The sequence below is a fragment of the Mycobacterium sp. NS-7484 genome, from assembly GCF_001953975.1.
Lineage (GTDB): Bacteria > Actinomycetota > Actinomycetes > Mycobacteriales > Mycobacteriaceae > Mycobacterium.
Genome location: NZ_MBEJ01000067.1, coordinates 1 through 24,124, shown reverse-complemented (window position 1 = coordinate 24,124; position 24,124 = coordinate 1). Strand labels below are relative to the sequence as shown.

The 24,124-nt window shown below is 68.5% G+C and carries 20 protein-coding genes; 4 read left to right on the top strand and 16 right to left on the bottom strand.

The window, feature by feature from the left end; all coding sequences use genetic code 11:
* Positions 1-8: 8 nt before the first annotated feature.
* The 8 genes from eutC to A5733_RS11880 all read right to left on the bottom strand — a co-directional run bounded on the left by eutC (position 9) and on the right by A5733_RS11880 (position 8,691).
* Entirely contained in the window at positions 9-782 is a 774-nt protein-coding gene (eutC, locus tag A5733_RS11915; RefSeq protein WP_067775139.1) for an ethanolamine ammonia-lyase subunit EutC, read from the bottom strand.
* Positions 779-2,194, bottom strand: a complete 1,416-nt coding sequence (locus tag A5733_RS11910) for an ethanolamine ammonia-lyase subunit EutB (RefSeq protein WP_076240262.1) — start codon at positions 2,192-2,194, stop codon at positions 779-781. The genes eutC and A5733_RS11910 overlap by 4 nt, the downstream gene beginning before the upstream one ends.
* A complete protein-coding gene (gene eat / locus A5733_RS11905) occupies positions 2,191-3,606 on the bottom strand; it encodes an ethanolamine permease (RefSeq protein WP_076240261.1) in 1,416 nt (471 codons plus the stop codon). The genes A5733_RS11910 and eat overlap by 4 nt, the downstream gene beginning before the upstream one ends.
* A gap of 134 nt (positions 3,607-3,740) precedes the next feature.
* Positions 3,741-4,055, bottom strand: a complete 315-nt coding sequence (locus A5733_RS11900; protein ID WP_076240295.1) for a glycerol dehydratase reactivase beta/small subunit family protein — start codon at positions 4,053-4,055, stop codon at positions 3,741-3,743.
* A gap of 34 nt (positions 4,056-4,089) precedes the next feature.
* Complete coding sequence (locus A5733_RS11895; protein WP_076240260.1) at positions 4,090-5,949, bottom strand: diol dehydratase reactivase subunit alpha; 1,860 nt, start codon at positions 5,947-5,949, stop codon at positions 4,090-4,092.
* Positions 5,949-6,533, bottom strand: coding sequence for a propanediol/glycerol family dehydratase medium subunit (locus tag A5733_RS11890; RefSeq protein ID WP_067775150.1), 585 nt, complete (start codon positions 6,531-6,533; stop codon positions 5,949-5,951). The genes A5733_RS11895 and A5733_RS11890 overlap by 1 nt, the downstream gene beginning before the upstream one ends.
* Position 6,534: 1 nt before the next feature.
* Complete coding sequence (locus tag A5733_RS11885; protein ID WP_067775153.1) at positions 6,535-8,253, bottom strand: propanediol/glycerol family dehydratase large subunit; 1,719 nt, start codon at positions 8,251-8,253, stop codon at positions 6,535-6,537.
* Positions 8,254-8,262: 9 nt separating this feature from the next.
* Positions 8,263-8,691 (bottom strand): diol dehydratase small subunit, encoded by a 429-nt coding sequence (locus tag A5733_RS11880; RefSeq protein WP_076240259.1) that lies wholly within the window; start codon positions 8,689-8,691, stop codon positions 8,263-8,265.
* Between the two features lie 124 nt (positions 8,692-8,815).
* Between A5733_RS11880 and A5733_RS11875 the strand changes: the two genes are divergently transcribed.
* Positions 8,816-9,514 (top strand): (2Fe-2S)-binding protein, encoded by a 699-nt coding sequence (locus A5733_RS11875; RefSeq protein WP_076240258.1) that lies wholly within the window; start codon positions 8,816-8,818, stop codon positions 9,512-9,514.
* A 29-nt stretch (positions 9,515-9,543) separates the two neighbouring features.
* On the opposite strand, the gene A5733_RS11870 is transcribed toward A5733_RS11875, so the two are convergent.
* The 3 genes from A5733_RS11870 to A5733_RS11860 form a co-directional block, all read right to left on the bottom strand.
* Positions 9,544-9,942, bottom strand: a complete 399-nt coding sequence (locus A5733_RS11870) for a heme-binding protein (RefSeq protein WP_067775163.1) — start codon at positions 9,940-9,942, stop codon at positions 9,544-9,546.
* Between the two features lie 90 nt (positions 9,943-10,032).
* A complete protein-coding gene (adh, locus tag A5733_RS11865; protein ID WP_067775327.1) occupies positions 10,033-11,556 on the bottom strand; it encodes an aldehyde dehydrogenase in 1,524 nt (507 codons plus the stop codon).
* Positions 11,557-11,688: 132 nt separating this feature from the next.
* Complete coding sequence (locus A5733_RS11860; protein ID WP_076240257.1) at positions 11,689-12,954, bottom strand: GAF domain-containing protein; 1,266 nt, start codon at positions 12,952-12,954, stop codon at positions 11,689-11,691.
* A 277-nt stretch (positions 12,955-13,231) separates the two neighbouring features.
* On the opposite strand from A5733_RS11860, the gene A5733_RS11855 reads away from it, so the two are divergent.
* Positions 13,232-14,617 carry a DEAD/DEAH box helicase gene (locus A5733_RS11855; protein ID WP_076240256.1) on the top strand — a complete coding sequence of 462 codons (1,386 nt, stop codon included), beginning with the start codon at positions 13,232-13,234 and terminating at the stop codon, positions 14,615-14,617.
* Between the two features lie 70 nt (positions 14,618-14,687).
* On the opposite strand, the gene A5733_RS11850 is transcribed toward A5733_RS11855, so the two are convergent.
* From A5733_RS11850 to eccCb, 4 genes are all read right to left on the bottom strand, one after another.
* A complete protein-coding gene (locus A5733_RS11850; RefSeq protein ID WP_067775171.1) occupies positions 14,688-14,984 on the bottom strand; it encodes a WXG100 family type VII secretion target in 297 nt (98 codons plus the stop codon).
* Between the two features lie 10 nt (positions 14,985-14,994).
* Positions 14,995-15,318, bottom strand: coding sequence for a WXG100 family type VII secretion target (locus A5733_RS11845; RefSeq protein ID WP_076240255.1), 324 nt, complete (start codon positions 15,316-15,318; stop codon positions 14,995-14,997).
* A 78-nt stretch (positions 15,319-15,396) separates the two neighbouring features.
* Positions 15,397-16,569, bottom strand: a complete 1,173-nt coding sequence (locus A5733_RS11840; RefSeq protein ID WP_233152675.1) for a type VII secretion-associated protein — start codon at positions 16,567-16,569, stop codon at positions 15,397-15,399.
* Positions 16,566-20,360, bottom strand: coding sequence for a type VII secretion protein EccCb (eccCb, locus tag A5733_RS11835; protein ID WP_076240254.1), 3,795 nt, complete (start codon positions 20,358-20,360; stop codon positions 16,566-16,568). Before eccCb ends, A5733_RS11840 begins: the two co-directional genes overlap by 4 nt.
* A gap of 120 nt (positions 20,361-20,480) precedes the next feature.
* On the opposite strand from eccCb, the gene eccD reads away from it, so the two are divergent.
* Complete coding sequence (gene eccD / locus A5733_RS27905) at positions 20,481-21,830, top strand: type VII secretion integral membrane protein EccD (protein WP_076240253.1); 1,350 nt, start codon at positions 20,481-20,483, stop codon at positions 21,828-21,830.
* A complete protein-coding gene (gene mycP, locus A5733_RS11825; protein WP_076240293.1) occupies positions 21,827-23,140 on the top strand; it encodes a type VII secretion-associated serine protease mycosin in 1,314 nt (437 codons plus the stop codon). Before eccD ends, mycP begins: the two co-directional genes overlap by 4 nt.
* On the opposite strand, the gene eccB is transcribed toward mycP, so the two are convergent.
* Positions 23,120-24,124: type VII secretion protein EccB (gene eccB / locus A5733_RS11820; protein WP_076240252.1), on the bottom strand; the 1,005-nt coding region annotated here is incomplete at its 5' end. The two genes, mycP and eccB, sit on opposite strands and share 21 nt — an antisense overlap.

The following is a 24,124-nucleotide window of genomic DNA, read 5'->3' as shown; positions in this document are numbered from 1 at the left end:
ACTCCTGTTCAGTTGAGCTGGGTCATGCGGGTCGGGTCGAGCTCCGAGGTGCGTGAGGTGTCCTTCAGGTCGACGCCGGAGCGGCCCAGCGCCAGCGCGCCGTCGACCAGGCCGGCCGCCACCCGGGCGGCTTCGGCATATCCGAGGCCGTCGGGTGGGTGGATGTTGGAGATGCAGTTGCGATCGGCGTCGGTGCGGCCGGGCATCGGCAGGTGCGTGAGATAGATGCCCAGGCTGTCGGCGACGCTCAAGCCGGGGCGCTCCCCGATGATGACCAGCAGAGTCCGGACGTGCGCCTGGGCCCCGATGTGATCACCGAGGGCGACGCGGGCCTGGGTGGCGATCACCGGCGGAGCCAGGGTGTGACGGCCCTTGAGCTCGGCCACCAGGGCCGTCAGCAACGCCACACCGTGGCGGTCCAGCGCCGTCGGCGACAGCCCGTCGGCCAGCACGAAACCGATGTCGGCGCCGCTGTCGGGTACCGACATGCCCTCGGCGGGTTGGCGTCCCAAATCGGGCCGGCGCAGATACTCGTCGCGGGAGGTGGCCTTACTGGTCACCACGGTCGGCTCACCGATGCCCACATCGAGGAGAGCTTCCCGGAGTCGATCCACGTCCAGCGGCACGTGCACGGCATCGCGGGCCGCGGCATGTGCGGCGGACAGTTCCAGCACCCGTCGGGTCGGCAAGGCGTTACCGGCCCGGCCGAGACCGATCCGGGCCTGCGTGGTCTTGCGCAGCTCGTCCCAGAACTCTTGAACCGCAACCTCGTTCGAGCTCATCGCCCCTCCGCCGAGGTCAGCGACCGCAGCACCGACCGCTCCAGGTCGAACGGGGTTAGCTTGCCGGTGTCGTCGACCATGCCGACGCGGCGCAGCCACGCCTCGAACTCTGCGGCCGGCCGCAGGCCCAGCGTGCGCCGGGTGGTCAGCACATCGTGGAACGACAGGCTCTGATAGCCCAGCATCACGTCGTCGGCACCGGGCACGGTGATGACGAAGGCCACCCCCGCCGCCGCCAGCAGGGTCAGCAGCGTGTCCATGTCGTTCTGGTCGGCCTCGGCGTGGTTGGTGTAGCAGACGTCGACACCCATCGGCAGCCCGAGCAACTTGCCGCAGAAGTGGTCTTCCAGGCCGGCCCGGATGATCTGCTTGCCGTCGTAGAGGTACTCCGGCCCGATGAACCCGACGACGGTGTTGACCAGCAGGGGTTGCAGGTCGCGAGCCACCGCGTAGGCCCGGGCCTCCAGGGTCTGCTGGTCCACCGGCTTGCCGCCGACACCCAGGTGCGTCCCGGAGCTCAGTACCGAGCCCTGCCCCGTCTCCAGGTACATGACGTTGTCGCCGACGGTGCCGCGGTTCAGGCTGCGGGCCGCCTCGTTTCCCTCCCGCAACAGCTGCAGATTCACCCCGAACGCCGCGTTGGCCCCTTCGGTGCCCGCGATCGACTGGAAGATCAGGTCCACCGGGGCCCCGGCCTCGACCAGGCCGATCGTTGTGGTGACATGCGAGAGCACACAGGACTGCGCCGGGATGTCGTAGCGGGTGCGGATCGAGTCGAGCAGGTACAGCAGGTCGGCGGTGGCCTGTGGCGAGTCGGTGGCCGGATTGATCCCGATCACCGCGTCACCGCAGCCCAACAACAGCCCGTCGAGCACCGCCGCGGCGATGCCGCGCGGATCATCGGTCGGATGGTTGGGCTGCAACCGGGTGGCCAGTGTGCCGCGCGCGCCGACGGTGGTGCGGAACGCCGCGGTCACCTCCGCGGCGGCCGATACCGCGATCAGATCCTGGTTGCGCATGATCTTGCTGACCGCCGCCACCATCTCCGGGGTCAGTCCCGGCGCGACGGCGGAAAGCCGCTCGGCGCTGTGGTCGTGCGCGGTGACATCCATCAGCCAGTCGCGCAGACCACCGACGGTCAGGTGCGAGATCTCCGAAAAGGCTTGGCGGTCATGGCTGTCCATGATCAGCCGGGTCACCTCGTCGGTGTCGTAATCCACCAGCTCCTCGTTGAGGAAGATGTCGAGCGGGAGGTCGGCGAGCACCCAGGCGGCCGCGGCGCGTTCACCGTCATGCTCGGCCGCGCAGCCGGCGAGCTGATCGCCCGAGCGCAGCGGGGTGGCCTTGGCCATCACCTCGACGAGCCCGTCGAAGCTGTAGGTCACCCCCGAAACCTGCTGGTGGTACTTCATTTCAATTCGCTCTCCGCCTCCGCGAGCATCGCGAACTCCTCATCGGGCGAGTTGGCCACCAGGCGGTGGCGGCTGTACACGGCGAAGTACAGCATGAACGCCGCGAACACCGCGAGACACAGACCCGCGGCCAGCGGGTTGACCAGGAAGGTCGCGATGAGTGCGACGACCGCGACGATCAACGCGAAGCCGGTGGTGACGACGCCGCCCGGGGTGCGGTACGGCCGGTTCATCTCCGGCTCCCGGACCCGCAGCACGATGTGGCTGACCATCATCAACACGTAGCTGAGCGCGGCGCCGAACACCGCCATGTTGAGGATCAGGTCACCCTGGCCGGTCAGCGACAGCGCGAAGGCGACGACACCGGGGACGATCAGCGCCAGCGTCGGGGCCTTGCGCTTGTTGGTCACCGACAGCGAGGTGGGCAGGTAGCCGGCCCGCGACAACGCGAACGTCTGCCGGGAGTAGGCGTAGATGATCGAGAAGAAGCTGGCGATCAGACCGGCCAACCCGATGTAGTTGACCAGTTTGGCGGCCGTGCCGTCGCCACCGAGGGCCTGCACCAGCGGATCGTCCACGGTCGACATCGCCTCGGCGCCACCGGCTCCGGTGGTCAGGAACAGCACCGTCACGCAGGTGACGACCAGGACGGTCATCGCGGCGATGATGCCGCGCGGCACGTTGCGCTCGGGGTTGGCGGTTTCCTCGGCGGCCAGCGGGACCCCTTCGACGGCCAGGAAGAACCAGATGGCGAACGGGATGGCAGCCCAGATGCCGAGGTAGCCGTGCGGCAGGAAGGCCGATGATCCGAGCGCTGCCGCGTCGGGGGCCATGTCGGTCAGGTTGGCGACGTCGAAGCTGCCGATGGCGCTCACCGCGAAGATCACCAGGCCGAGGATCGCGATGGCGGTGATGACGAACATCAGTCGCAGCGCCTCGCCGACGCCGGCGAGGTGGATGCCGATGAAGATGATGAACGCCGCCAGGTAGACCCACCAGCCCTTGTGGATGCCGAAAAGCCCGAGGGATTCGACGTAGCCGCCGATGAACGTGGCGATGGCCGCCGGAGCGATCGAGTATTCGATCAGGATCGCAGTGCCGGTGGCGAAGCCGCCCCAGGGGCCGAGCGCTCGACGGGCGAAGGTGTAGCCGCCGCCGGCCGCGGGCAGCGCCGAGGACAGCTCGGCCAGCCCGAGCACCATGCAGAAGTACATCGCGGCGATGATCACCACGGCGATCAACAGACCGCCGAAGCCGCCCTGTTCGAGGCCGAAGTTCCAGCCCGAGAAGTCGCCGGAGATGACGTAGCTGACACCGAGGCCCGCCAGGAGCAGCCAGCCCGCACTTCCGGATTTGAGCTGACGTTTCTGCAAATAGTCAGCGCTCTCCAGGTGTTCTTCCACACCCGCCATGTCAAACTCCTTTTTGTACCGCGTGTTTCGCGTGGCCCGAGTGGGCGTGACCCAAAGGTAGAAAACTCAACCTTTAATGGAAGAGTATTGCCCGCCGCGGCGGCCCTGTCTACCCCAACCGGCGAATCTCGGTGTCAATCGTCGGGTTTGAGCGGAAGACCCACGACGATGCGGGCCGCATTGTGCCCCAGGATTCGCGCCGTCGTGGCGTCGATTCCGCTGCCAGAGCTCAACTCGGGCAACGGGTCTGCCAACTTTGCGTGCCGGACACTCACCTCGCCGACAGCGGTTACCCCCACCCCCACCTGCAAGGGCGACCGCTGGGCCGCGCGAAGCGCCAACTCGGGCGCAGACACTGCGTCAGCGCCCGGCAACACGGCGTACGGAACACCTTCTTCCTCGATGCCGGCCAGCACCTGCCGCTCGACTTCTCCCTCGCCCGAACTCATCACCACGATCACGGGAGGGTCGGGACGCCCACCACTACGCGTCAACGCCCGCCCCCACCGCTCGCGCGTGCGAGGCCACCAGGCCGGTGGCGACGGCATTGCGCGGCCCTTCGGTTCCGCGGACATTGCCGGTGCCGCAGACGATTCCGTACGGGGCCAAGGCGTCGGCGATGAGTTCGGGGATCTCGAAGTCCAGCGCGCACCCACCGAGCAGCACCACGAAGCCGATCTGGCGCAGATCCGCCCCGGGTGCGACGGACCGCAGGGCGCGCAACGCGTTGACGACGAAGACGCGTTCCTTGGCCGCGCGCCGCACCAGCCTGATCCGATCCATCGAGTGCCGGGTCGGGATCGCGGTCATGCCGAACTCGCCGAGGGTCACCACCCTGGCGAATGAGGCAGCGGGTAACGGCTTCTCGAAAAATGACACGGTGCCGTTCTCGAGCCGCACATGAAAGAAGCTCTCGGCCTTGCCCAGCGGGAACCGTTTGATGTCCTCGGCCAGTTCCAGGTTGTCCAACCCCAACTCGGCGTCGATCAGCTTGGTGACCAGGTCACCGGCGCCGGCCAGGTGCACGGTCTCGACCCGGGAGTCGGCCTCGATCAGCGCGGCATCGGTGGACCCGCCGCCCAGGTCCAACACCACGAGTGGCTTCTCGGTCCCGGGCGTCGTCAACGCACCGAGCACCGCCATCTCCGCCTCGACACCGCCGACCACCACCTGGACGCCGTCGGCCCCGGCCGCCTGCAACCGGTTGCGCACCTCCTCGGCCACCGCCCGCATGCCGCTTTCCCTGGTCCGCACCATCGCGGCCAGGGCCACCGCGTTCTCGAGCGCCACCTCACCGGCAACGCCACCGCGAACCTCCTGCGGCACAAAGGTATCCACCGCCAGCAGGTCCTGAATCCGGACGTCTGCGACAGCGTGGCCGGACAGCTCGGCCATGCTCTCGCGCACGTTGGCGATCATTCCCCCGGCGTTGGTTCCCGCTTCGCCGACGACATCCGTCAGCGGGGCGACCCGCTCCAGTGCGGTCATGATCTCCAGCGCGCCACGGGATACGTCGACCGATGCCCGCTTCTGTGCACCGGCCAACTCGAGCGATCCCGCCGGGATCGTGCGGTCCGCGACGTCGCCGGCCGGGGTGCGCACCACGACCGCCGAGCGGTTCCCCGTCAACGCCCGAGCCACCGGCGACACCACCTTGGTCGCCGGCGCGTCGAGGTCGAAGATCGTCGCCAGGCCATAGGCATTGGACAGCGTCCGGATCGACATCCCCGGAGCGGCCACCTCGACCGCCGCCAACATGCCCAGCGGTACCGCGTCGATGCGGGACACCTCGTCGATCACCGGGATCACCGAGTCGAGCCGGTTGGCCACCAGCACGGCGTCGTCGTTGGCCAGAATCGCGCCCGTCACCCGCGCACCGCGCGCCGAGGCCGCGTTGATCGTGCGCGCGGCCACCTCGAAGTCGACGTCGCGGGGCACCACCACGATCATGTCGGCGTCACAAGGGGTTTGGCCCAGATCCCCGAATGCGACGGTGACACCTACACCGAGGCCACGTCCCCCGGGCGTGCGCGGGTCGTGGCCGATCATGGTCGACTCGGTGATGATCGTCTCGGTGATGGTTTCCATCGCCATGCCGCTGATCACCGGGGTGGCCTCGTTCAGCAGGACGACGTCCAACTCGGCGAGCCGCGTGCCGGCCGCCTCCAACGCGCGCAGCACGGCCTGGGCCACCCCGTCGGCATTGCGTGGCGTGCCCTTGACACCCGTCGTGGGCGTCAGCGCGGCGCCGCAGAAGCGCACCGATCCGTCGGATGCGACGACCGCGGCGCTCGCCTCGGTCGTCGAGTTGCCGATGTCGACACCGACAACGGTCACCGCCATCAGGTCCCCAGTGCCTCGGAGGTGGGCTCGGCGAACTGCGGGGTCACCTCGACAGGCCGGGCCTGCTTACGGATCTGCTCGGTCTCCTTCAGGTGCAGCAGTGCCGCCTTGGCCTGCCAGCGTGGCCGGGCCATTTGATCGTTGAGCGTCGGAACCGGTTCGGGCGATTCACCTTTGGCGTACTGGGCGGCGTTCGACCCGATCTGGCGATAGGTCTCCAGAGTCATCAGCGGGCTCTGCGGAAACAGCTCCAGGCTCGACAACCGCGGCAGGTCACGCTGGTGGATCATCGACGTGCCGCGAGACAGGATCCCGATACCGATCCCCGACCCGCTCAGCCTGGCCGCCGCGTGCGCGATGACCGCGAGGTCACTGCTGTGCTGCACCCGGATACACCGGGCCGCCACCTCCTGCTCCTCGATGCCGGCCAAGATCTGCCGGATCACGTCGGCATGGGACAGGCCGATGATCGTCTGGCTGAAGAAGTCGGCAAAGGCCGGTGATATCGCCAGTACCACCTCGTCAGAGCGGGTTCCGGCAGTCGCGGGGCCCTCACCGGTGAAAGTGATTGTCCTGTCCGCCATGTCACTGGACCTCCTGCTCGGGGTTCTCGGCGCTGGTCACGTGCCGCAGCCGCTTCATCTCCTCCCAGCGATCGCCGGACGGTCGGTATCCGGTACCGGGACCCGCATAGTCGTTGCGGTCGTTGACTGCGGACAACGGTGTGAGGTCACGCGTCATGATCGCCGAGGTCTGCAGCAGATCACCGGAAACCCGTTGCCGCAGCACGGCCAACAGGTTTTCGGCGACATCGGAGAAGCCGGTGGATTCCAGCGCCTTGACCAGGTCCAGCCCGGTGATGTTGCGATCCATCACCTGCTGGGCGCCCTTGAGGTCTTCGAGGACGTCGCGCGGGATCAGCTCGCGGCTGCCATGGGCATACACGGCCGTCTCGATCTCGGCATCGGTGATGGCCGGCAGGTCGAGATAGGCGAACACCGCCTGCAGCGCCTTACCCGCGCGGCGGCGGGCCGCGAGGATCTCGGCCTCGTTCACGTGGCGCAGTCCGCCGTCGATCTGCAGGTCCCGCTGGATGGTGTTGAAGTCGTCGTAGTCTTCGGCGTCCAGGTTGGACCCGGCGAACATGTCGTCGTAGTTCGGCGGCGCCGAGTAGCCCGAGCAGATGAAGTCGGTGCCCGGCATCATCTGCGGCAACAACCGGGCGATCCGGCGCATCGGCGAATGCGAGAACGACTGGTCGTTACCCGAGGCGCATTCCAGGTCCAGCGCCGAGGCGATCAGGTTCTCGGCCGCGACGGCCCGGATGCCGGCCGGCACTGCGCCGGGCACACCGATGCACGAGATCGAACCGTTCTGCAATCCTTGTACGCCTGCACCTTTCGCGACCAGGATGCAGCGGATCTCCAGGTACAGCATGGACCGGCCTTCGGCATTGCCCATCTGTACCTCAGAGCCGGTGCCGGAGGTGAACCGCATCTTGATCCCGCGTGACGCATAGGCGGCGGCCAGAAACGCCTTCGACCATGGAGTGTCGTCGCCGTCGACGAACACCGATTCGGTGCCGTACACCGAGATGGTCTCGGCGTAGGCGGTGATGCCGCGCATACCCAGTTCCAGCTCGGTGGCCTCCTCCAGCGCGCACTGGGTCAGCCGGCCGCCGATGCCGACCTGGCTACCGATCTGCTGGGCCATCGCGACCAGCGGCGCGTAGCGCACGACGCCCAAAGTCGTTTCCACTTCCGAGAATCCGCGCAGCGATGCCTCGGCGGCCTCACAGGCGACCTGCAGTGGATTGTCCCGCGCACTCGTGCAGTGCGCCTGATTCGCCGGAGTGCGACGGGCCCGCATCTTCTGGATGCCCATCATGATCTCGACGATGTTGAGCGTCTTGGCGACTTCGAGCAGCTTGGCCGGGGTGAGGCCACCGGTCACCGCGATCACCTGTTCGCGGGTCACATGCGGGTCGACCAGCATCCGGGCGATCTCTGCCGCCGGGATCGCCATGGCCTGTTCGGTGGTCGCAATGTCGATGGCGTGATCGGCGATGAACTGGTCGATGAAGTCGAAATCGGCACGGGCCCGGCCGTCCATCTCCACGATGACGCCGTCGGCGACCCGCACGCTCGGCGCCGGATCGAAGGCGCTGTCCATGGCCACCATGCCGACCTCGGGCCATTCCTCGACGAAGCCGTCGAGGTTGACCGGCCGGTCTTCGAGGACCTTGGTGCGCTCGGACTGCCGGCGGTGGCCTGCCGCGGAATGCTGGGGCGATGCTGCTGTCACCGGTGTCTCCTATTCGTTGGTGGCCAGGATGTCGCGACGCTCGTATACGTCGGCGGCTTCACGGACGAGCTCGGCCAGCAATCCCGCGCCGTATTTCGTGTCCAACTCGTCGGCGATCGAGTCGAGCTCGGCCTTGGTCGAGGCGTTGGGCCGCAACGCGTTGTAGATCTGCAACACCCGCTCATCGCTGATTGCGGTCATCTCGGCGGCCCGGCGGAGGTTCGACCCCAGCTGGCGACGCCCCACCTTCTCGGCGATCTGCGCCTGCAGGCGCAATGTCTGCGGCGTGATGCGCAGGTCCGAGGCTTCGACCTCACCTGACATCACCGCCTCCATGGTGAGGTCGGTGATCGGCTTGCCGTTGGGGGTGAACAGCAAGTCCGTGCGATTGAGGCTCAGCGGGTAGTCCGCCGACGGATCGAGGGTCGGTTCTGTCATTCACTGCTCCAACTGATTCGGTGCGGTTCTCTCTCCGCGTGCAACACAACGCCCGACGATTGTGCGCTGCATCACGTTGCATGAAGGTTGCGCTGCAGGTCAGTGCGGCTAACCTGTCCCGACGATGCACGTTCCGGGATTCAGCTCGCTCGCCGCCCTCGGCGAGTTCTTTGCCCTGCCGACGGCTGAGGCGGCCACCTGGCGGCCCATCGGATCGCTGTGCGGCGACCCGGCGGTGTTACGCGAGTACACCATGCGCACCCGGGCCGCGACCGCATCCGGCTTCGGCGTCGACGAGGCCGACATCCCGGTCAAGGCAGCGGCCTCCTCGCTGCACCTGGCGATCACCGCGCGCCTGCTCTCCCCCGCCGTCGGCGCCGCGGTGTGCCTGGGCGCCGTTCCCGTGCTCACGCTGGATTCGCTCTTCTGGCAGGAGAATTCATCACATCGACCACTGCTGGGGTCCGACGGTGTCGAGTGGGTGCGTGAAACCGACCCACACCGCGGCGCAGCCATCATCGCCGATTCGCTGATCGGGCTCGTGTTGAACCTGCTGAACGACACGATGCGGCAGGCGGTTTCGCTGCCACCACAGGTGATGTGGGGCAACGTCGCATCGGCGGCCAACGGTGCCGTCACCGTGCTGGCCGGCTCCCGTCCCGACGCCGCCGCGCACGGCCGCGAACTGGTGAAGGCACTGCTCACGACCGAGCGGCTGCGTGGGACCGCAGACGTTGTGGGAGAACGGTTTCGGCGGCGCAACTGCTGCCTGTTCTACCAAGTGCCCGGCGGCGGCTACTGCGGTGACTGCGTGTTGGTGTGATGCCTACAGGGCAGCCACTCCGGCTTCTGTCAGATTGCCGCTGCCGCGGCGGTCGCCACCGCCACATCCTGCTCCACACTGCCCGCACTCACACCGACCGCACCGATGACGATGCCATCGGCCTCCAGTGGGATGCCACCGCCGAACACCACGAGCCCGCCGGCGGTCTGCTCCAGGCCGTACAACTCACCACCGGGCTGAACCAGGTCCATCAGCGCGCTGGTGGGCAGGTTCATCAGCACCGCCGTGCGCGCCTTGCGGATCGAGATGTCGATGCTGGCCTTGATCGCACCGTCCATCCGGACGAATGCCACCAGATGGCCTCCGTCATCGACCACCGCAATGTTCATCGGCTGGCCGATCTCGTTCGCCTTCGCGATGGCGGCGTCGATCACCTTCTGGGCCGTGGACAACGGCAGGGATGTCATATGTCCTCCAGGTAGACCGCGAACGTGAGCTTGTGTGCGAGATTTGCGGGGGGTTACGCACACAAGCTCACGTTCGGCGGTGGCTCGGTGTCAGAAAAAGCCTTGGGCCTTGTTCCCGTAGCTGACCAACAGGTTCTTGGTCTGCTGGTAGTGGTCGAGCATCATCTTGTGGTTCTCCCGGCCGATGCCCGACTGCTTGTAGCCACCGAACGCGGCATGCGCGGGGTACTGGTGGTAGCAGTTGGTCCACACCCGGCCGGCCTTGATGTCCCGGCCGGCCCGGTAGGCGGTGTTGCCGTTGCGGCTCCACACACCGGCGCCGAGGCCATAGAGGGTGTCGTTGGCGATCGAGATGGCCTCGTCGTAGTCCTTGAACGAGGTCACCGCGACGACGGGGCCGAAGATCTCCTCCTGGAACAGCCGCATCTTGTTGTTGCCGGTGAAGATCGTCGGCGCCACGTAGAAGCCGCCGCCCAGATCACCACCCAGATCGGCCCGCTCACCGCCGGTGATCAGTTGGGCGCCTTCGGATTTGCCGATCTCGATGTAGGACAGGATCTTTTCCAGCTGATCGTTGGAGGCCTGCGCACCGATCATCGTCTCGGTGTCCAGCGGGTCGCCCTGGCGCACGGCCTTGGTGCGGATCGCGGCCAGCTCGAGGAACTCGTCGTAGATGTCGGCCTGGATCAGCGACCGCGACGGGCACGTGCACACCTCGCCCTGGTTCAGGGCGAACATGGTGAAGCCTTCCAGCGCCTTGTCCTGGAAGTCGTCGGTGGCCGCCAGCACGTCGGAGAAGAAGATGTTGGGGCTCTTGCCGCCCAACTCGAGCGTCACCGGGATCAGGTTCTGGCTGGCGTACTGCATGATCAGCCGGCCCGTGGTGGTCTCACCGGTGAAGGCGATCTTGGCGATCCGGTTGCTGGAGGCCAGCGGCTTGCCGCACTCGACGCCGAAACCGTTGACCACGTTGACCACACCGGCGGGCAGCAGGTCACCGATCAACGACATCAGGTACAGCACCGAAACCGGAGTCTGCTCAGCGGGTTTGAGCACCACGGCGTTACCTGCGGCCAGCGCGGGCGCCAGCTTCCACACCGCCATCAGGATCGGGAAGTTCCACGGGATGATCTGGCCGACCACGCCGAGGGGCTCGTGGAAGTGGTAGGCGACGGTGTCCTCGTCGATCTGCGAGAGCGAACCCTCCTGGGCGCGCAGCACCCCGGCGAAGTACCGGAAGTGGTCGATTGCCAGCGGGATGTCGGCGTTCAGCGTCTCGCGAATCGGCTTACCGTTGTCCCACGACTCGGCCAGCGCCACGGATTCGAGGTTCTCCTCGATCCGGTCGGCGATCTTGTTGAGGATGACGGCGCGGGCGGCCGGCGACGTCTTGCCCCAGGCCGGTGCGGCGGCGTGCGCGGCGTCCAGCGCCTTCTCGACGTCGGCCTCGGAGGAGCGGGCCACCTCGCAGAACACCTGCCCCGTCACCGGCGTCGGGTTCTCGAAGTAACGGCCTTCTACGGGAGCAACCCACTCTCCGCCGATGTAGTTGTCATAGCGGGATTCGAAGGACATCAGAGCGCCGTCGGCACCCGGGCGGGCATATACAGTCATGGCAATCTCCTGCATTCGGACACGGTTGTGTGTCGGTCATCACTAAAGGTAGTCAGCAGTACGTTGCAGCACAGTTGCACACGTGAAATGCGTCGGCGGGCCGACAATTCAGCCCGTCGGCGGGCCGACGATTCAGGCCAGTTCTGAGTCGATTCCGGCCAGATGTCCACGAGCCTGCGCGCGGGCCACCGGGTCGGCGTCGGCGTGATCGTGCAGCACTCGCCAGCCGCGGCGATCGTCACGGCCGTCGGGCAGCTCCAACCACCGGCGCAGCAGTTGCAAGTTGCCGCCGGTCAGGACCGCTTCACGCAGGCTGGCGCTCAGCTCGGTACGCAGCCGGGCGATCGCCGGAGACACCGACTGCGGCAACAACGCCCCCGAGTATGCATCGAGGGCGGCCGCCACGTTCCCGGCCTGCAGCGCGTCGTACACGTCACCCATGTCGCTGGCCACCGGCGCGAGCAGTCGGTACGGCCGCGAGGCGATGTACTGGCCACCGATGACCCGGCGTAGCCGCGACACCTCGGCGCGCACCGTGACCACGTCGAGGTCTTTGTCGTCGAGCAGCAGCGCCAGATGATCCGCGCTCAAGCCCTCGGGGTGGCGGATCAGCAACACCAGGATGTCGGCGTGCCGCCCGGTCAGCACACTGTCTTGAGGCCGGCCGGTGGCATCGGGCACCCGCCAGCGCGGACGGTCGGCGCCCAGCACCCGCAGCCGCGCGCCCTCGTCCTTCGGGGCGACGACGGGTGCAGTGAGGCGCAGCAGGGCCAACTGGTTCTCCACTGCCGCCGCGGTCGCCCTGACCAGGGCCAACGTCTGCGGTGACGCCACCTTGGACCCGCCGGTCAGATCGATGGCACCCAGTAGTGCGCCGGTGGCCGGGTCGTGCACCGGAACCGCCGTACAACTCCACGGGTGCACGATGCGGGAGAAGTGCTCGGAGCCCAAGATCTGCAGTTCGCGGTCCAACGCCAGGGCGGTGCCCGGGGCGTTGGTCCCGGCCGTGCGCTCGCTCCAGTCCGATCCGGGCACGAAGTTCATCGCCTCGGCTTTGCGGCGCACGCCATGGTCGCCCTCGACCCAGAGCAGCGTGCCGTCGGCCGCGGTGATCGCCACCAGCACCCCGGCGTCGACGGCATCATCGACCAGGAGCCGCCGGATCAGCGGCAAGGTGGCAGCCAACGGATGGCTCTCGCGCAGTTCGGTCAGCGCCGTCGCGGCAGCCGCGGCCCTGGCCCCGAGGTCAGGATCCACACCGGTAGCCAGGCTGCGCTGCCAACTCTCGGCGATGATGCGGCGCACCGGGGCCGAATCCAGATAGTCGGCATCCACCCGCCCCTCGATGAACAGGTCATGGATGGCACGCACCTTCGCGGGCTGTGCCCGGGTTGACATCCGGCCTCCCGCGGTTCTCGATGCGGCCACCGCTATCACGCTCCCGGCATGGACATGGCATTGACGCGTGACCGCCAGGATAGTTGACCTGCCGGTTGCGTGTATGCCACCGCGTGGTCACACGCTGGCGAATCGGTGAATCGGTCGCCGGCCGGTATAGTGGTGTCACGGCGGCTTGCTCGTTCTGCCTTTGCCGCGATCTCGATCTCACCATCTCAGCGCCGCGGGAGTCACCCGCGCCGAGCAGAACGTCGCCTACTTTCTTCGGAGTTGTTTTTTGTCTGCCCAGACCACCTTTGCCGACCTCGGCCTGCCCACCGAACTTGTGGCGGCACTTGCCGCCAACGGCGTGACCACGCCGTTCCCCATCCAGGCCGCCACCCTGCCCGACTCGCTGACCGGCCGCGATGTGCTCGGCCGCGGCCGTACCGGCTCCGGTAAGACCTATGCGTTCCTGCTGCCGCTGGTGTCGCGCCTGGCCAAAAGCGGAACCCGGCGGGCTCCCAACCGCCCGCGCGCGCTGATCCTGGCGCCCACCCGCGAACTGGTCACTCAGATCGAGGCGTCGCTGGCCCCGCTGGCGGCGGCCACCGGGTTGCGGTCGGTCAACATCTTCGGCGGTGTGGGCCCCAACCCGCAGATCGCGGCGCTGCAGCGCGGGGTGGACATCGTGATCGCGTGCCCGGGACGGCTCGAGGACCACATGCGTTCGGGTCACGCCGATCTGTCCGCGGTGGAGATCACCGTGCTCGACGAGGCCGACCACATGGCCGATCTCGGTTTCCTGCCCGGCGTGAAGCGGCTGCTGGACCGCACGCCGAAGAACTGTCAGCGGCTGCTGTTCTCGGCCACCCTCGACGCCGGGGTGGACGTCCTGGTGGACCGCTACCTGCACGAGCCGGTGGTGCACAGCGTGGACTCCGCCCAGTCCCCGGTGACCGCGATGGTGCACCACGTGCTGCACGTGGACAATTCGACGCGGATCAATGTGGTCGCCGACCTGGCCGCCGCACCGGGCCGCACGATCGTGTTCGCCCGCACCAAGTACGGTGCGAAAAACCTCACCCGCCAACTGAATTCACGCGGCATCGCGGCAGTTGAGCTGCACGGCAACCTGTCCCAGAACGCCCGCACCCGTAACCTGACGGCGTTCTCCGACGGATCGGCGGGCGTGCTGGTGGCCACCGACATCGCCGCCCGCGGTATCCACGTCGACGACGTCAGCCTCGTCGTGCACGCCGACCCGCCGGTCGAGCACAAGGCCTACCTGCATCGGTCCGGCCGCACGGCCCGCGCCGGCAACGAGGGCACCGTCGTGACGATCATGCACGACGCCCAGGTTTCCGACGTGCGCAGCCTGACCCGCAAGGCCGGGGTCAAGCCCACCATCACCCGGGTGAAGGGCACCGACCATCCGGTGCTTCGTGAGATCGCGCCCGGCGACCGGGTTTTCGGTGATCCGATCCGCCCCGAGCCCGCTGCGCAGCCCGCGCAGGCGCCGCGCCGCCAGGGTGGCGGCAAGTCCGGTCAGCAGCAGCGGCGCAACCGTCCCAGCGGTGGCAACCGCAACGGCGGAGCGCCGGCCCGCTCCGGTACCGGTGGCCATCAGCGCGGTGGGCCGCGGCGCCCCCGGCGGGCAGGCGACGCCAGCTCCAGCCGGTAGAAACCGGCCGCCGGCACCTGAAGTGTGCGGTCCCGCTCGCCTCTCCATGTCGAACGGGACCGCACCGGCTTCAGCTGCCCCAGGCGTTGGCCGCGCTGCGGTCGGTTGCGGCCACGTCGTCCGCACCGTCGCGCACCGCGTTGCCCAGGGTGAACAGGATTTCGTTGAGTGCTGCGGCCGCCTGGTTCCATCGCGCTTGCTCGACGGCGTAGGCCTGCGCGGCCTCCCGCGTCCAGACCTGCTGCAGCGGCGCGATCTGGGCCCGCAATTCGTCCAGGGCGGCGTTGAACCGGCTGGAGGTGGTGTGGATCTCTTGGCGGACGGTGTATTCGATCTCACCGAAGTCGTATGACAACACGTTGCTCATCGCCGAACCCTCAGATGCCGTCGCCGACGGCACCGAGCCGCTGCGCGTGGGAGTCGACGGCCGCGCGCAACGTCCGTTCGTTGGCGCGGATGGTCTCGGCGATGCGGCCCAACGTGGTGTGCAATGTCAGTGATTCACTGTTCCAGCGGTCGACCACATCACGGAACCGCGCCGCCGCCACCCCGCCCCATACCGAAGGCGGCACACTGCTCATCCGCCCGATGAAGGTCGAAAGCATGGCGCGGACATCGTCGTTGAGCACGTCGATCCGGCCGGCCACGCTCGTCATCACGTCGAAGTCGGTGCCCAGCGGCCCGGTCAATCCTGGTGGCATGTGTCCTGCCCTTCCGGTCTTGTCTTGCGGGATATAACAATTCGACGCAGCGCAGCCCGGTTCGGTTCCATCCGATTTCTACCGCACCACATGGGCCGACCGGATCGCCGCTTCACATGCGGGCCGGACCACCTCACCGGCTCCCGAAGGGCTCTGGCAGCCGACCGCGATCCGGACCGGACCGTCCGCGAGCACACCCCATCGGATCTCGCGTCCGGAACGGACTTCCCGGTACCGGACCACCGGACGCCCGGCGACGACCGCCGCGCGATCGAAGTCGACGAAGACTCCCGACGGTTGGCCCGCAAGTGCCTCCTGGAGGGTGTCGGCGATCGCGCCGTCGCCGACGGCGGACTGCGTCAGGTGGAGCATCACCTGCGGGTCCGACGGCGAGACAATCTGCACCCGAGCCGATCCCGGCCCGTCGGTGACCCGCTGCACCGTCCACCCGGCCGGTATCTGGACGCCGACGCGACCCTCGACCAGAACGGTCATCGGCGGGGTGCGCCCGTGCCAGGCGGCAACGGCCAGTCCTCCCAGGATCAGGGCCACCGCGACGGCCACCCCGACGGCCGCGTTCATCATCGATCGACCCCGACGGGTCGGCGCATCCACAGGTGAGACCACCGGGGTAGCGGATGCGGTGGGCGCGGCGCGCCAGGCGCCGACGTCGGCCGACGTAACAGCCATCCCTGCGGCACGCAGTCCGGCCGCCACGGCAGCACCCAGTCCGGCGGCTGCGGTGACATCCAGTGGCGCATCGACGATCACCCCACCCGCGCCGCCTCCCATCGCGATCACCGCGCGCACGATCGCGGCCGGGTCCACATCGGGTTCGTCGCCGTCGGCATGGCGGGCCACGACCACCGGAACGGCGTCGGCCTCGCCACCCGAGATCACCACCAGCTCGTCGGCGATCTCCACCACCATCCGGGACACACCGCCGGCTGCCTGGTTCAGGGCTGGAACCCGCTGCATCACAACCACTTCAGCCCCTGACGACGTGGCCGCGGCGGCCAACCGCCGCCGTTGATCGACAGTCCACCACGTCGGGCAGACCAGCGTGAGGTGGTCCGCGCCCGCGCCCGCCGCGTCCAGAAGTTCGGCCCAAAGATCCGCTGCCGCCACCGGTTCGTCCTCGACCAGCACGGTCTCGTCGTCAATTCCGGCCACCGCGATTGCGGCCCGCGCAGCCGGCACCGGCCCCGGCCCGCGCACCGTCACCGGACCCACCTCGACGACCGTCGTCACCACGATTCGTCCGGCCCGGGTATCGCGACCTGCACCAGTTGATCCGGCGCACCGCGGGTGATCAATGTGCCGCGTCCGGGCGGAAGCCGTACCGGTCTCACCGATCCCCACAGCACGCCCTCGTCGGGGCTTGCGCTCATCACCAGACCCATCCCGCCGAGATCTTTGACCGCCGCCAGGACCGGATCGAACATGGCCCGGGCCGCACCGCCCGACCGGCGGGCCACCACCAGGTGCACACCGAGATCGCGCGCGTACGGCAGGACGTTCGACAACGGAGACAACGGATTCGCGCCGGCCGTGGCGACCAGATCGTAGTCGTCGACCACGACGTAGAACTCAGGGCCGGTCCACCAGGATCGGTCGCGAAGCGCCCGCTGCGTCACGTCGGGCCCGGGCATCCGGCTACGCAGAATATCGAGCACCGGCGGCAGCGCGGCCTCGAGTGCGCCGGGCGAGGCGGCATATCCGGCCAGATGCTCCGATTCCACTGCACCGAGCAACGCCCGGCGGAAGTCGACGATGAGCAGCTGCACGTCCGACGGGTCGTTGGTGGCCACCAGATCGGCGCACAGTGCACGCAACGCGGTGGATTTGCCGCAGCCGGTGTCACCGAGGATCACCAGATCGGGGTGGGCCGCGAAATCGACCAGCACCGGGGCGAGTTCGCGTTCACCCAGCCCCAGCAGCACCTCGGTGGCGCGACGCCGAGGCACCGGCGGCAGTTCGTCGCTGCACACCCGCGGTGGCAGCAGCCGGATACGCGGGGCCAGGTCACCACCGTGCTGAGCAGACAGCGTGTCGGCGACCCGGTTCAGCGCCGCGGTGATTCCGGTCGTGCTCGGTGTGCCGTCCAGCCGGGGTAGCGCGACGAGCAGCTCCCTGCCCTCACGGGTGAGCCCGGTGCCCGGCCGGCCGAGACCGAGCTCGCGGGCACGCTTGCGGTCTATCTCCGATTCGGCGGGATCACCGAGCCGCAGCTCGATCCGGGTGCCCAGCTGATCCTTGAGCGCCGGCCGGAAATCAGCCCACCGCGACGCGGTCACCACGATGTGCACACCGAGCGAAAGGCCCTGTACAGCAAGGGCGGTAATCGCCGGCTCCAGTGAATCGAATTCGCCACGGAAGCTCGACCAGCCGTCGATGATCAGGAACACGTCACCGAACGGATCGCCGACTTCCCCGGTGGCGCGCCGTGCCCGGTACTCGGCCATGGAGCTGATGCCCAGTGCGGTGAAGCGGTCCTCGCGGGCGCGTAACAGAGTCTGCAACTCGGCGATGGTGCGCCGAACCAGATCGGGATCACCGCGCCCGGCCACCGCCCCGACATGCGGCAGTGCCTGCAGCCCACCGAGTGCGCCGCTGCCGAAGTCCAGCCCGTAGATCTGTACGTCACGCGGAGCATGCGACGCTGCCAGAGCGAGCGCCACAGTCATTGCGGCGGTGGACTTCCCCGACTGCGGGCCACCGACGACCGCCACATTGCCCTGGCCGGCAGCCAATTCCAGCAACAGCCGGTCACGCCGTTGCTCGAAGGGGCGGTCGATCAGGCCGATCGCCACGGTGAGCGGCTCGTGATCGGTGAACAGCACATCGCTGAGCGGGATGGCCGCCGGCAGCGGCGGCAACCACACCTGGTGTGCCGGTGTCCCGTGACCGCTCAACCGATCGACGACACGCTGCAGCACGGTCGTCGTCGCTGCCGGCGGTGACGGCCGGGTTGATGCCGTCCAGGACAACGAGAAGCGCCGCGGGGCGGGGTCGTCGCTGTCCTTCGCGCGGAAAGCCGGCTGCCCCAGCGTATGTGGTGCCGAGGCGAACGCGGTCTGAAATTTGACGATCTCACCGGAGGGCGTCTTGAGGTAGGCCGCTCCCGGTGTGTTCGGCAGCTCGTAGGCGTCGGAGATTCCGAGTACCGAACGGGACTCGCTGGGCGAGAACGTCTTGAGGCACACCCGATAGGACAGGTGGCTGTCCAAGCCACGCAGCCGGCCTTCATCGAGCCGCTGACTGGCCAGCAACAGATGGATCCCCAGCGATCGTCCGAGCCGGCCGATCGCCACGAACAGCTCGGCGAAATCAGGGTGGTGCTGCAGCAGCTCGGAGAACTCGTCGACCACGATCAGCAGGGCCGGGAGGCCGGGCAGGTCGGTGCGACGCCGGTACTCGTCGAGGTTCGCGAGGTTTCCGGCAGTCCGCAGCAGTTCCTGCCGACGAGTCATCTCGCCGGCCAGAGCGTCGGCCATCCGCGCCACCAGGAGTGCTTCCTCGGACAGGTTGGTGATCAACGCGCTGACGTGGCGGGTTCGGTTCAGGCCGAGAAACGTTGCACCACCTTTGAAGTCGACCAGCACCAGGTTGAGCACCTCAGGCGGATGGGTGGCGATCAACCCGAGCACAAGGGTGCGGAGGAACTCCGACTTACCGGATCCGGTGGCGCCGACACACAGCCCATGTGGCCCCATCCCGTCGTGCGCCGCCTCTTTCAGGTCGAGATGCACCGCGCTGCCGTCCAGGGTTCGCCCGATGGGCACCCGAAGGAACCGCTGCAGTGGTGGTGGGTGCACCGGCGGCTCCATCCGTTCCACGTCGTCGACACCGATCAGCGCCGGCCAACCGGAGGTGTCCGGCACCGGTGCGGCACGGTGCCGCGCCAGCCGTCGGGCGCACGTGAGCGCTTCGGTGAGGGTCAGCTGATCGACGCGCACCGGCGTATCGCCGCATCGCGGAACTTCCGCGTCGAGGTCCAGATGTAGATCGGCGGTGCCGGTTTCGGTGGTCGCGGCCACGGTCAGCAGGGTGAGCGGGCCACCGGGCCCCGGATTCGCGACGCCGGCGGTGACCGAATCGACGATGACGACGGTGTGCACGGCCGGGTCAGCGCACGGCAGCTCGGTGAGCCTGCGGACCCGTAACGGGACGGGCTGCCCATCGGGAACGGAACTCCATTGGTGCGCAAGCCATTTCAGCCAGTCCCAGTGCTCGACCACCGCTGCGTCGAGGACCGCGGCGATCCGCACGTGTTGCGGGCTGTGGGCCGTCGCCAGCTGGCAGATCACCGCCCGCAGCAGAGCCCGAGACGCGTCCACCGCCCCGGCCACGGCGAGGTGGCCAAGCTCGCGGAGGTTCACAGTGACCGGTGCGTCGTCCACCATCGACCGGCGCCGGAGCAGTTGCCCCAGAGCCGATGCCGTCACCGGATCGGTTTCTTGCCCCACGGTGTCTTCGTGCCAGTTGTCTTCGTGCCAGTTCCCTTGGGCCACCACCAACCGCGTCCACAGCGGCTGCTGCCCGACCCCGATCCGCACCTCACAGAAGTCCGGCGCGTCCGGGCGACGATCCCATATCCGCTCCGCCGCAGCCAATGTCCACAATCGCCGGGGATCGGGATGCGCCGCATGCGCCTGGAGCCACTGGGAGCGGGCTGTTTCAGCTGCCACGGTGTCGACCCCGTCGAGGTAGCGGAGGTACGCGCAACGGTCCCGGTGCAGTTCGGTGGCTCCGCCGCCACCCCTGAGGCCGAAGACGACGGTGCCGATCGCCGACAGGGCCATCATGATCGGGAACATCATCGCCGTGGGTCCGCGCGTCGCCATGGCCCCCGACGACACGTACACCGCGATCATGCCCGCCATTGCCACCACAAGCACAATCGGGAACACCCTGGTCAGCGGGTTGACCGGGGCACGGCGAGGCAGCGCGGGCGGCGCGTCGACCACCATCTGCCCGGTGCCCGGCGAGCCCGCCGCGGCGGACCCGCGGGTCGCCGGTGGTGTGCAGGTAGGTTCCATCGACGTTTGGACGCATGCCAGCCCTGTCCGGTTCCCGTTTCATCCCAGAAAAATTCGTGCGTCGGAGTGCGCGCCGGGTCGGTTACCGTGACAGTGTCGGCGTCAACCGGGGGTGATGCGATGCCGGATTCGTTGTGCCACGTATCGATTCACTGCGGATCGTCGTGCGGATCGTCGAGCGCGGCCGATTCGAGGGATACGTTCGATCTGTCCCTGCCCAGGGCGTTGACCGTCGGCGAGCTGCTGCCCTGGATCGTCGATATCGTCAACGCAGGCGCTGGCACCCCGCACCGCTGGCGGCTGTCCCTTCTGGGCGGATATCACCTGGACGAGTCGGCCACGCTGACGCAGAACGGGATTCACGACGGTGATCTGCTCGTCCTGGAGGGTGTCGACGAGCACCCGTCGCCGGATCGGACGCTGATCACCGCCCTGACCGTGCACGCGCCCGATGAGCGAATACCCATCAGCGTGCGCGCGATGGGCTGCCTGTGGACCTGCGCGCTCGGTCTCCTCGCGGCGTTGTGGGCCGGTGTCGACGGCCACGGCTGGGGGCGCATCGCCGCAGCGGCGGTCATCGCTGTCGCCGTGGGTGGCGTGGCAATGGCCGCGCACCGGCTGGACCTCGAACCAGCACTGGCTACCGTGGCCGACGCCGTGGCCGTGGGGTGCGCCGCGATCCTGGGATTCCTCGTGGTTCCGGGCGGACCCGCTGCGGCGAACGTCTTTCTGGCTGCCGTGGCAGCCGGCTCGCTCGGTGCCGTCCTGCTCCGGTTGCCGGGGCGCGACAAGGAACTCCTGATTGCGGTGGTGACCGCTACCGGACTGATCGCCGTTGCCACCGCGGGCGCGGTGTTGTGGGCCTTGACGACGACCGCATCGGCTGCGCTGCTCAGCGCACTGGGCATCGGCTTGTTGCCACTGGCCCCGCGGTTGTCCATCGCACTTGCCGGCCTGACACCCCCGGTGCCTGACTGCGGGTCAGAAGGTGTCACTGTCAATGCTTCTGACGTGGATGCCCGGGCCCATGAGGGGCACCGCAACCTGGTCGGCCTGGTCCTCGGTTGTTCGGCCGCGGCCGCATTGGGCACCATCGCTCTCGTGGTCGCCGGCCTACGGCAGGTGAGCGCAATCGAGGTCGCGTTCGCGGTGTGTGTCGGCGTGGTACTGCTGCTGCGCACACGTACCTACGCGTCCGGCCGCTGCCGCATCGGATCCATGGTCACCGGATTCTGTTCGCTCACTGCCGCTTTCCTGCTCGTGGTGGCGTGGGCACCGGAGTATGGCGGATGGGCCGGCGTGATCGCCGTCGGCGCCGGACTCGCCGGGCTCTGGCCGGTCCGGTTCGAAAGCCCGCTGACGGCCCGGCTCGCCGATGCGGCGGAATACGGTGCCCTGGCGGCGATCGTCCCGCTGGCCTGCTGGCTCGGCGGGGCCTTCGATGTCGTACGCGCCGCGGGGTTGTGGTGAGCAGCGCGGGCCGGCTGGTTGTGGCGGTGATCGCCGGGTTGCCGTTGGTGGCGATCACCCCGGCCCAGGCTATCGGGCCTGCAATTGTCGTCCCGCCGGCGGTCGATTCCACCTTGCTACCCCGACCGGCGCCACCGGCACCGCCCCGGCCGACGCAACAACGCCAGCCCTGTTACCGATCCGCCGCGGCTCCCACCACGGCCGTCGGCACCCCGCTGGCGTTGGACTCGGTGTGGCCGCTGTCGCGGGGCGAGGGCCAGACGATCGCGGTGATCGACACCGGCGTCGCCCGGCACCGGCTCCTGCCGCACCTGGTCGGTGGTGGCGACTATGTGTCACACGGCGACGGCACCGCTGATTGCGACGGCCACGGCACCATCGTCGCCGGAATCGCCGGTGCCGCACCGGACAACGGCTTCAGTGGGGTGGCGCCCGATGCGACCATCCTGGCGATCCGGCAGTCGAGCACCAAGTTCGCCGAGGCCGCCGACGCGACGGGCGTGGGCGACGTCGAGTCCTTGGCGCAGGCGGTGCGCACGGCGGCCGATCTCGGCGCCACCGTCATCAACATCTCGTCTCCGGCCTGTGTGGCAGCAGACTCCGCACCCGATGATCGGGCACTCGGTGCGGCCCTGAAATATGCCGTCGAGGAACGCAACGTCGTGGTGGTCGCCGCGGCCGGCAATGTCGGCGCGGGCTGTTCCCAGCAGGACGCGCCAACCGGGCCGAACGGTCAAGCCGACTGGGACAGTGTGCGTTCGGTGTCGAGCCCAGGCTGGTACGACGATCTGGTGCTGTGCGTCGGATCGGTCGGACGCGACGGCACGGCATCGGATTTCAGCCTGGCCGGGCCCTGGGTCGACGTGGCCGCAGCGGGTGAAAATCTGACCTCCCTGCATCCCGACGGCGAGCACCTGATCGACACCATCGGTCGGCACACCGCGATCTCGGGCACCAATTACGCCGCACCCGTGGTGGCCGGGATCGTGGCACTGGTGCGCGCCCGCTTCCCCCGGCTCAACGCCCGCGAGGTGATGCGTCGGATCGAAGACACCGCGCGCACTCCCGCCGGTGGCTGGAATCCCGTTGTCGGACATGGTGTTGTCGACGCGTTGGCCGCGGTCAGCGGCTCGGCACCGTCGGGTCCGGCGGCACCGTTGGTGCGGGCATCGGTGACGCCATCCATTCCGGCCCCGATCGATTCGCGGGCGCGGCGTATCGCCTTCGGTGGCGGCGGGGTGTGTGTCGGCCTCACGGTCCTGATCGCACTGGCGTTGTCGACCAGCGGGTTACGCCGGCGCCGCGGGTAGCCCGGACAGCGAATCCCGCGTAACCGAGGCCGCTTCGCGGCTCAGCTCCGGTCCCCGCGGCAGCATCGCCAGCATCGGCCACGGTGCAGGTACCGGCGTGGCGCCGAGACCCAACAGCTCAGCAGTTGCCCGGTCGCGGATTCCGAACAGCACGCCGAGGTCGTCGAGGAGATACAGCGGGCCACTGAAGCCGCCCGCGCCCTCGACCCCGGTGGCCTGCAGCAGCACGCTGCGCCCGGCCGGGATGTGGGTGCGGTCGACGTTCGGCCCGGCCCCGTCGGCCTGAGCCAGTTGCACGCTGCCGTCGGGAAGTGAATCGTCCACGACCACTGCGGTATTCGCGGATGGTTCGGACGGTTGCGTATTCCACCGGGCACAGATCACCGCTCGCGCACCGGTCAGCACCCGCTCCGGGAACCGGCCCACGGCAAGGCTGTGGGCGATGGGAACCGCGGCGAGGTCGTCGGCGGCGATGACCGGTGGTTCGGCGCCGGGCTGCGCCACGCTGAACCGGATGACGTCAGCGGCCACCCGGCCGATACGTTGAAGCCCGTCGGCAAGCACCACATAGAACTCGGCCGGGCCGGTGCGCACCACGCGCACCACGGTGCCGACGGGCAGCCCGCCCAGCGCAGCCGGCCCGGGCGTACCCACGCCGGCGATCGAGGGTGCGCGCAGGGCGGGGACCTCGGGGACGGAGTCCAGCAGGGCTTGCGAAACCGGCTGAGCGGCAACCTGATCGAGATGAAGTGCGCGTACCACCGCGATATCGCGCAGGTCGACGCGAGCCCGGCGGCCCTCGGTCAGCAGGTAAGTGGGCGCTCCCGCGGTGCGTGCCGATACCAACAACCCCTGCCCCTCGGGTACCGGCGCCATTGCCCGCCCAGCCAGAAGCACTGTCTCGGCAGGCTGCCCGACATCGCAGATGGCCCAATCCGTTTCGTCGAGGCGCAGCGGTGGGCCGAGATGGGACGGCGCGCCCGG

Coding starts and splice junctions, on each gene's coding strand:
- A5733_RS11880 (WP_076240259.1), bottom strand. CDS start 8,691: ATGACAGAACCGACCCTCGATCCGTCGGCGGACTACCCGCTGAGCCTC.
- A5733_RS11910 (WP_076240262.1), bottom strand. CDS start 2,194: ATGAAGTACCACCAGCAGGTTTCGGGGGTGACCTACAGCTTCGACGGG.
- A5733_RS11895 (WP_076240260.1), bottom strand. CDS start 5,949: ATGGCGGTGACCGTTGTCGGTGTCGACATCGGCAACTCGACGACCGAG.
- A5733_RS11900 (WP_076240295.1), bottom strand. CDS start 4,055: ATGAGTTCGGGCGAGGGAGAAGTCGAGCGGCAGGTGCTGGCCGGCATC.
- eat (WP_076240261.1), bottom strand. CDS start 3,606: ATGGCGGGTGTGGAAGAACACCTGGAGAGCGCTGACTATTTGCAGAAA.
- A5733_RS11845 (WP_076240255.1), bottom strand. CDS start 15,318: ATGCCACCAGGATTGACCGGGCCGCTGGGCACCGACTTCGACGTGATG.
- A5733_RS11870 (WP_067775163.1), bottom strand. CDS start 9,942: ATGACATCCCTGCCGTTGTCCACGGCCCAGAAGGTGATCGACGCCGCC.
- A5733_RS11860 (WP_076240257.1), bottom strand. CDS start 12,954: ATGTCAACCCGGGCACAGCCCGCGAAGGTGCGTGCCATCCATGACCTG.
- A5733_RS11875 (WP_076240258.1), top strand. CDS start 8,816: ATGCACGTTCCGGGATTCAGCTCGCTCGCCGCCCTCGGCGAGTTCTTT.
- eutC (WP_067775139.1), bottom strand. CDS start 782: ATGAGCTCGAACGAGGTTGCGGTTCAAGAGTTCTGGGACGAGCTGCGC.
- adh (WP_067775327.1), bottom strand. CDS start 11,556: ATGACTGTATATGCCCGCCCGGGTGCCGACGGCGCTCTGATGTCCTTC.
- eccD (WP_076240253.1), top strand. CDS start 20,481: ATGCCGGATTCGTTGTGCCACGTATCGATTCACTGCGGATCGTCGTGC.
- A5733_RS11850 (WP_067775171.1), bottom strand. CDS start 14,984: ATGAGCAACGTGTTGTCATACGACTTCGGTGAGATCGAATACACCGTC.
- eccCb (WP_076240254.1), bottom strand. CDS start 20,360: ATGGAACCTACCTGCACACCACCGGCGACCCGCGGGTCCGCCGCGGCG.
- A5733_RS11890 (WP_067775150.1), bottom strand. CDS start 6,533: ATGGCGGACAGGACAATCACTTTCACCGGTGAGGGCCCCGCGACTGCC.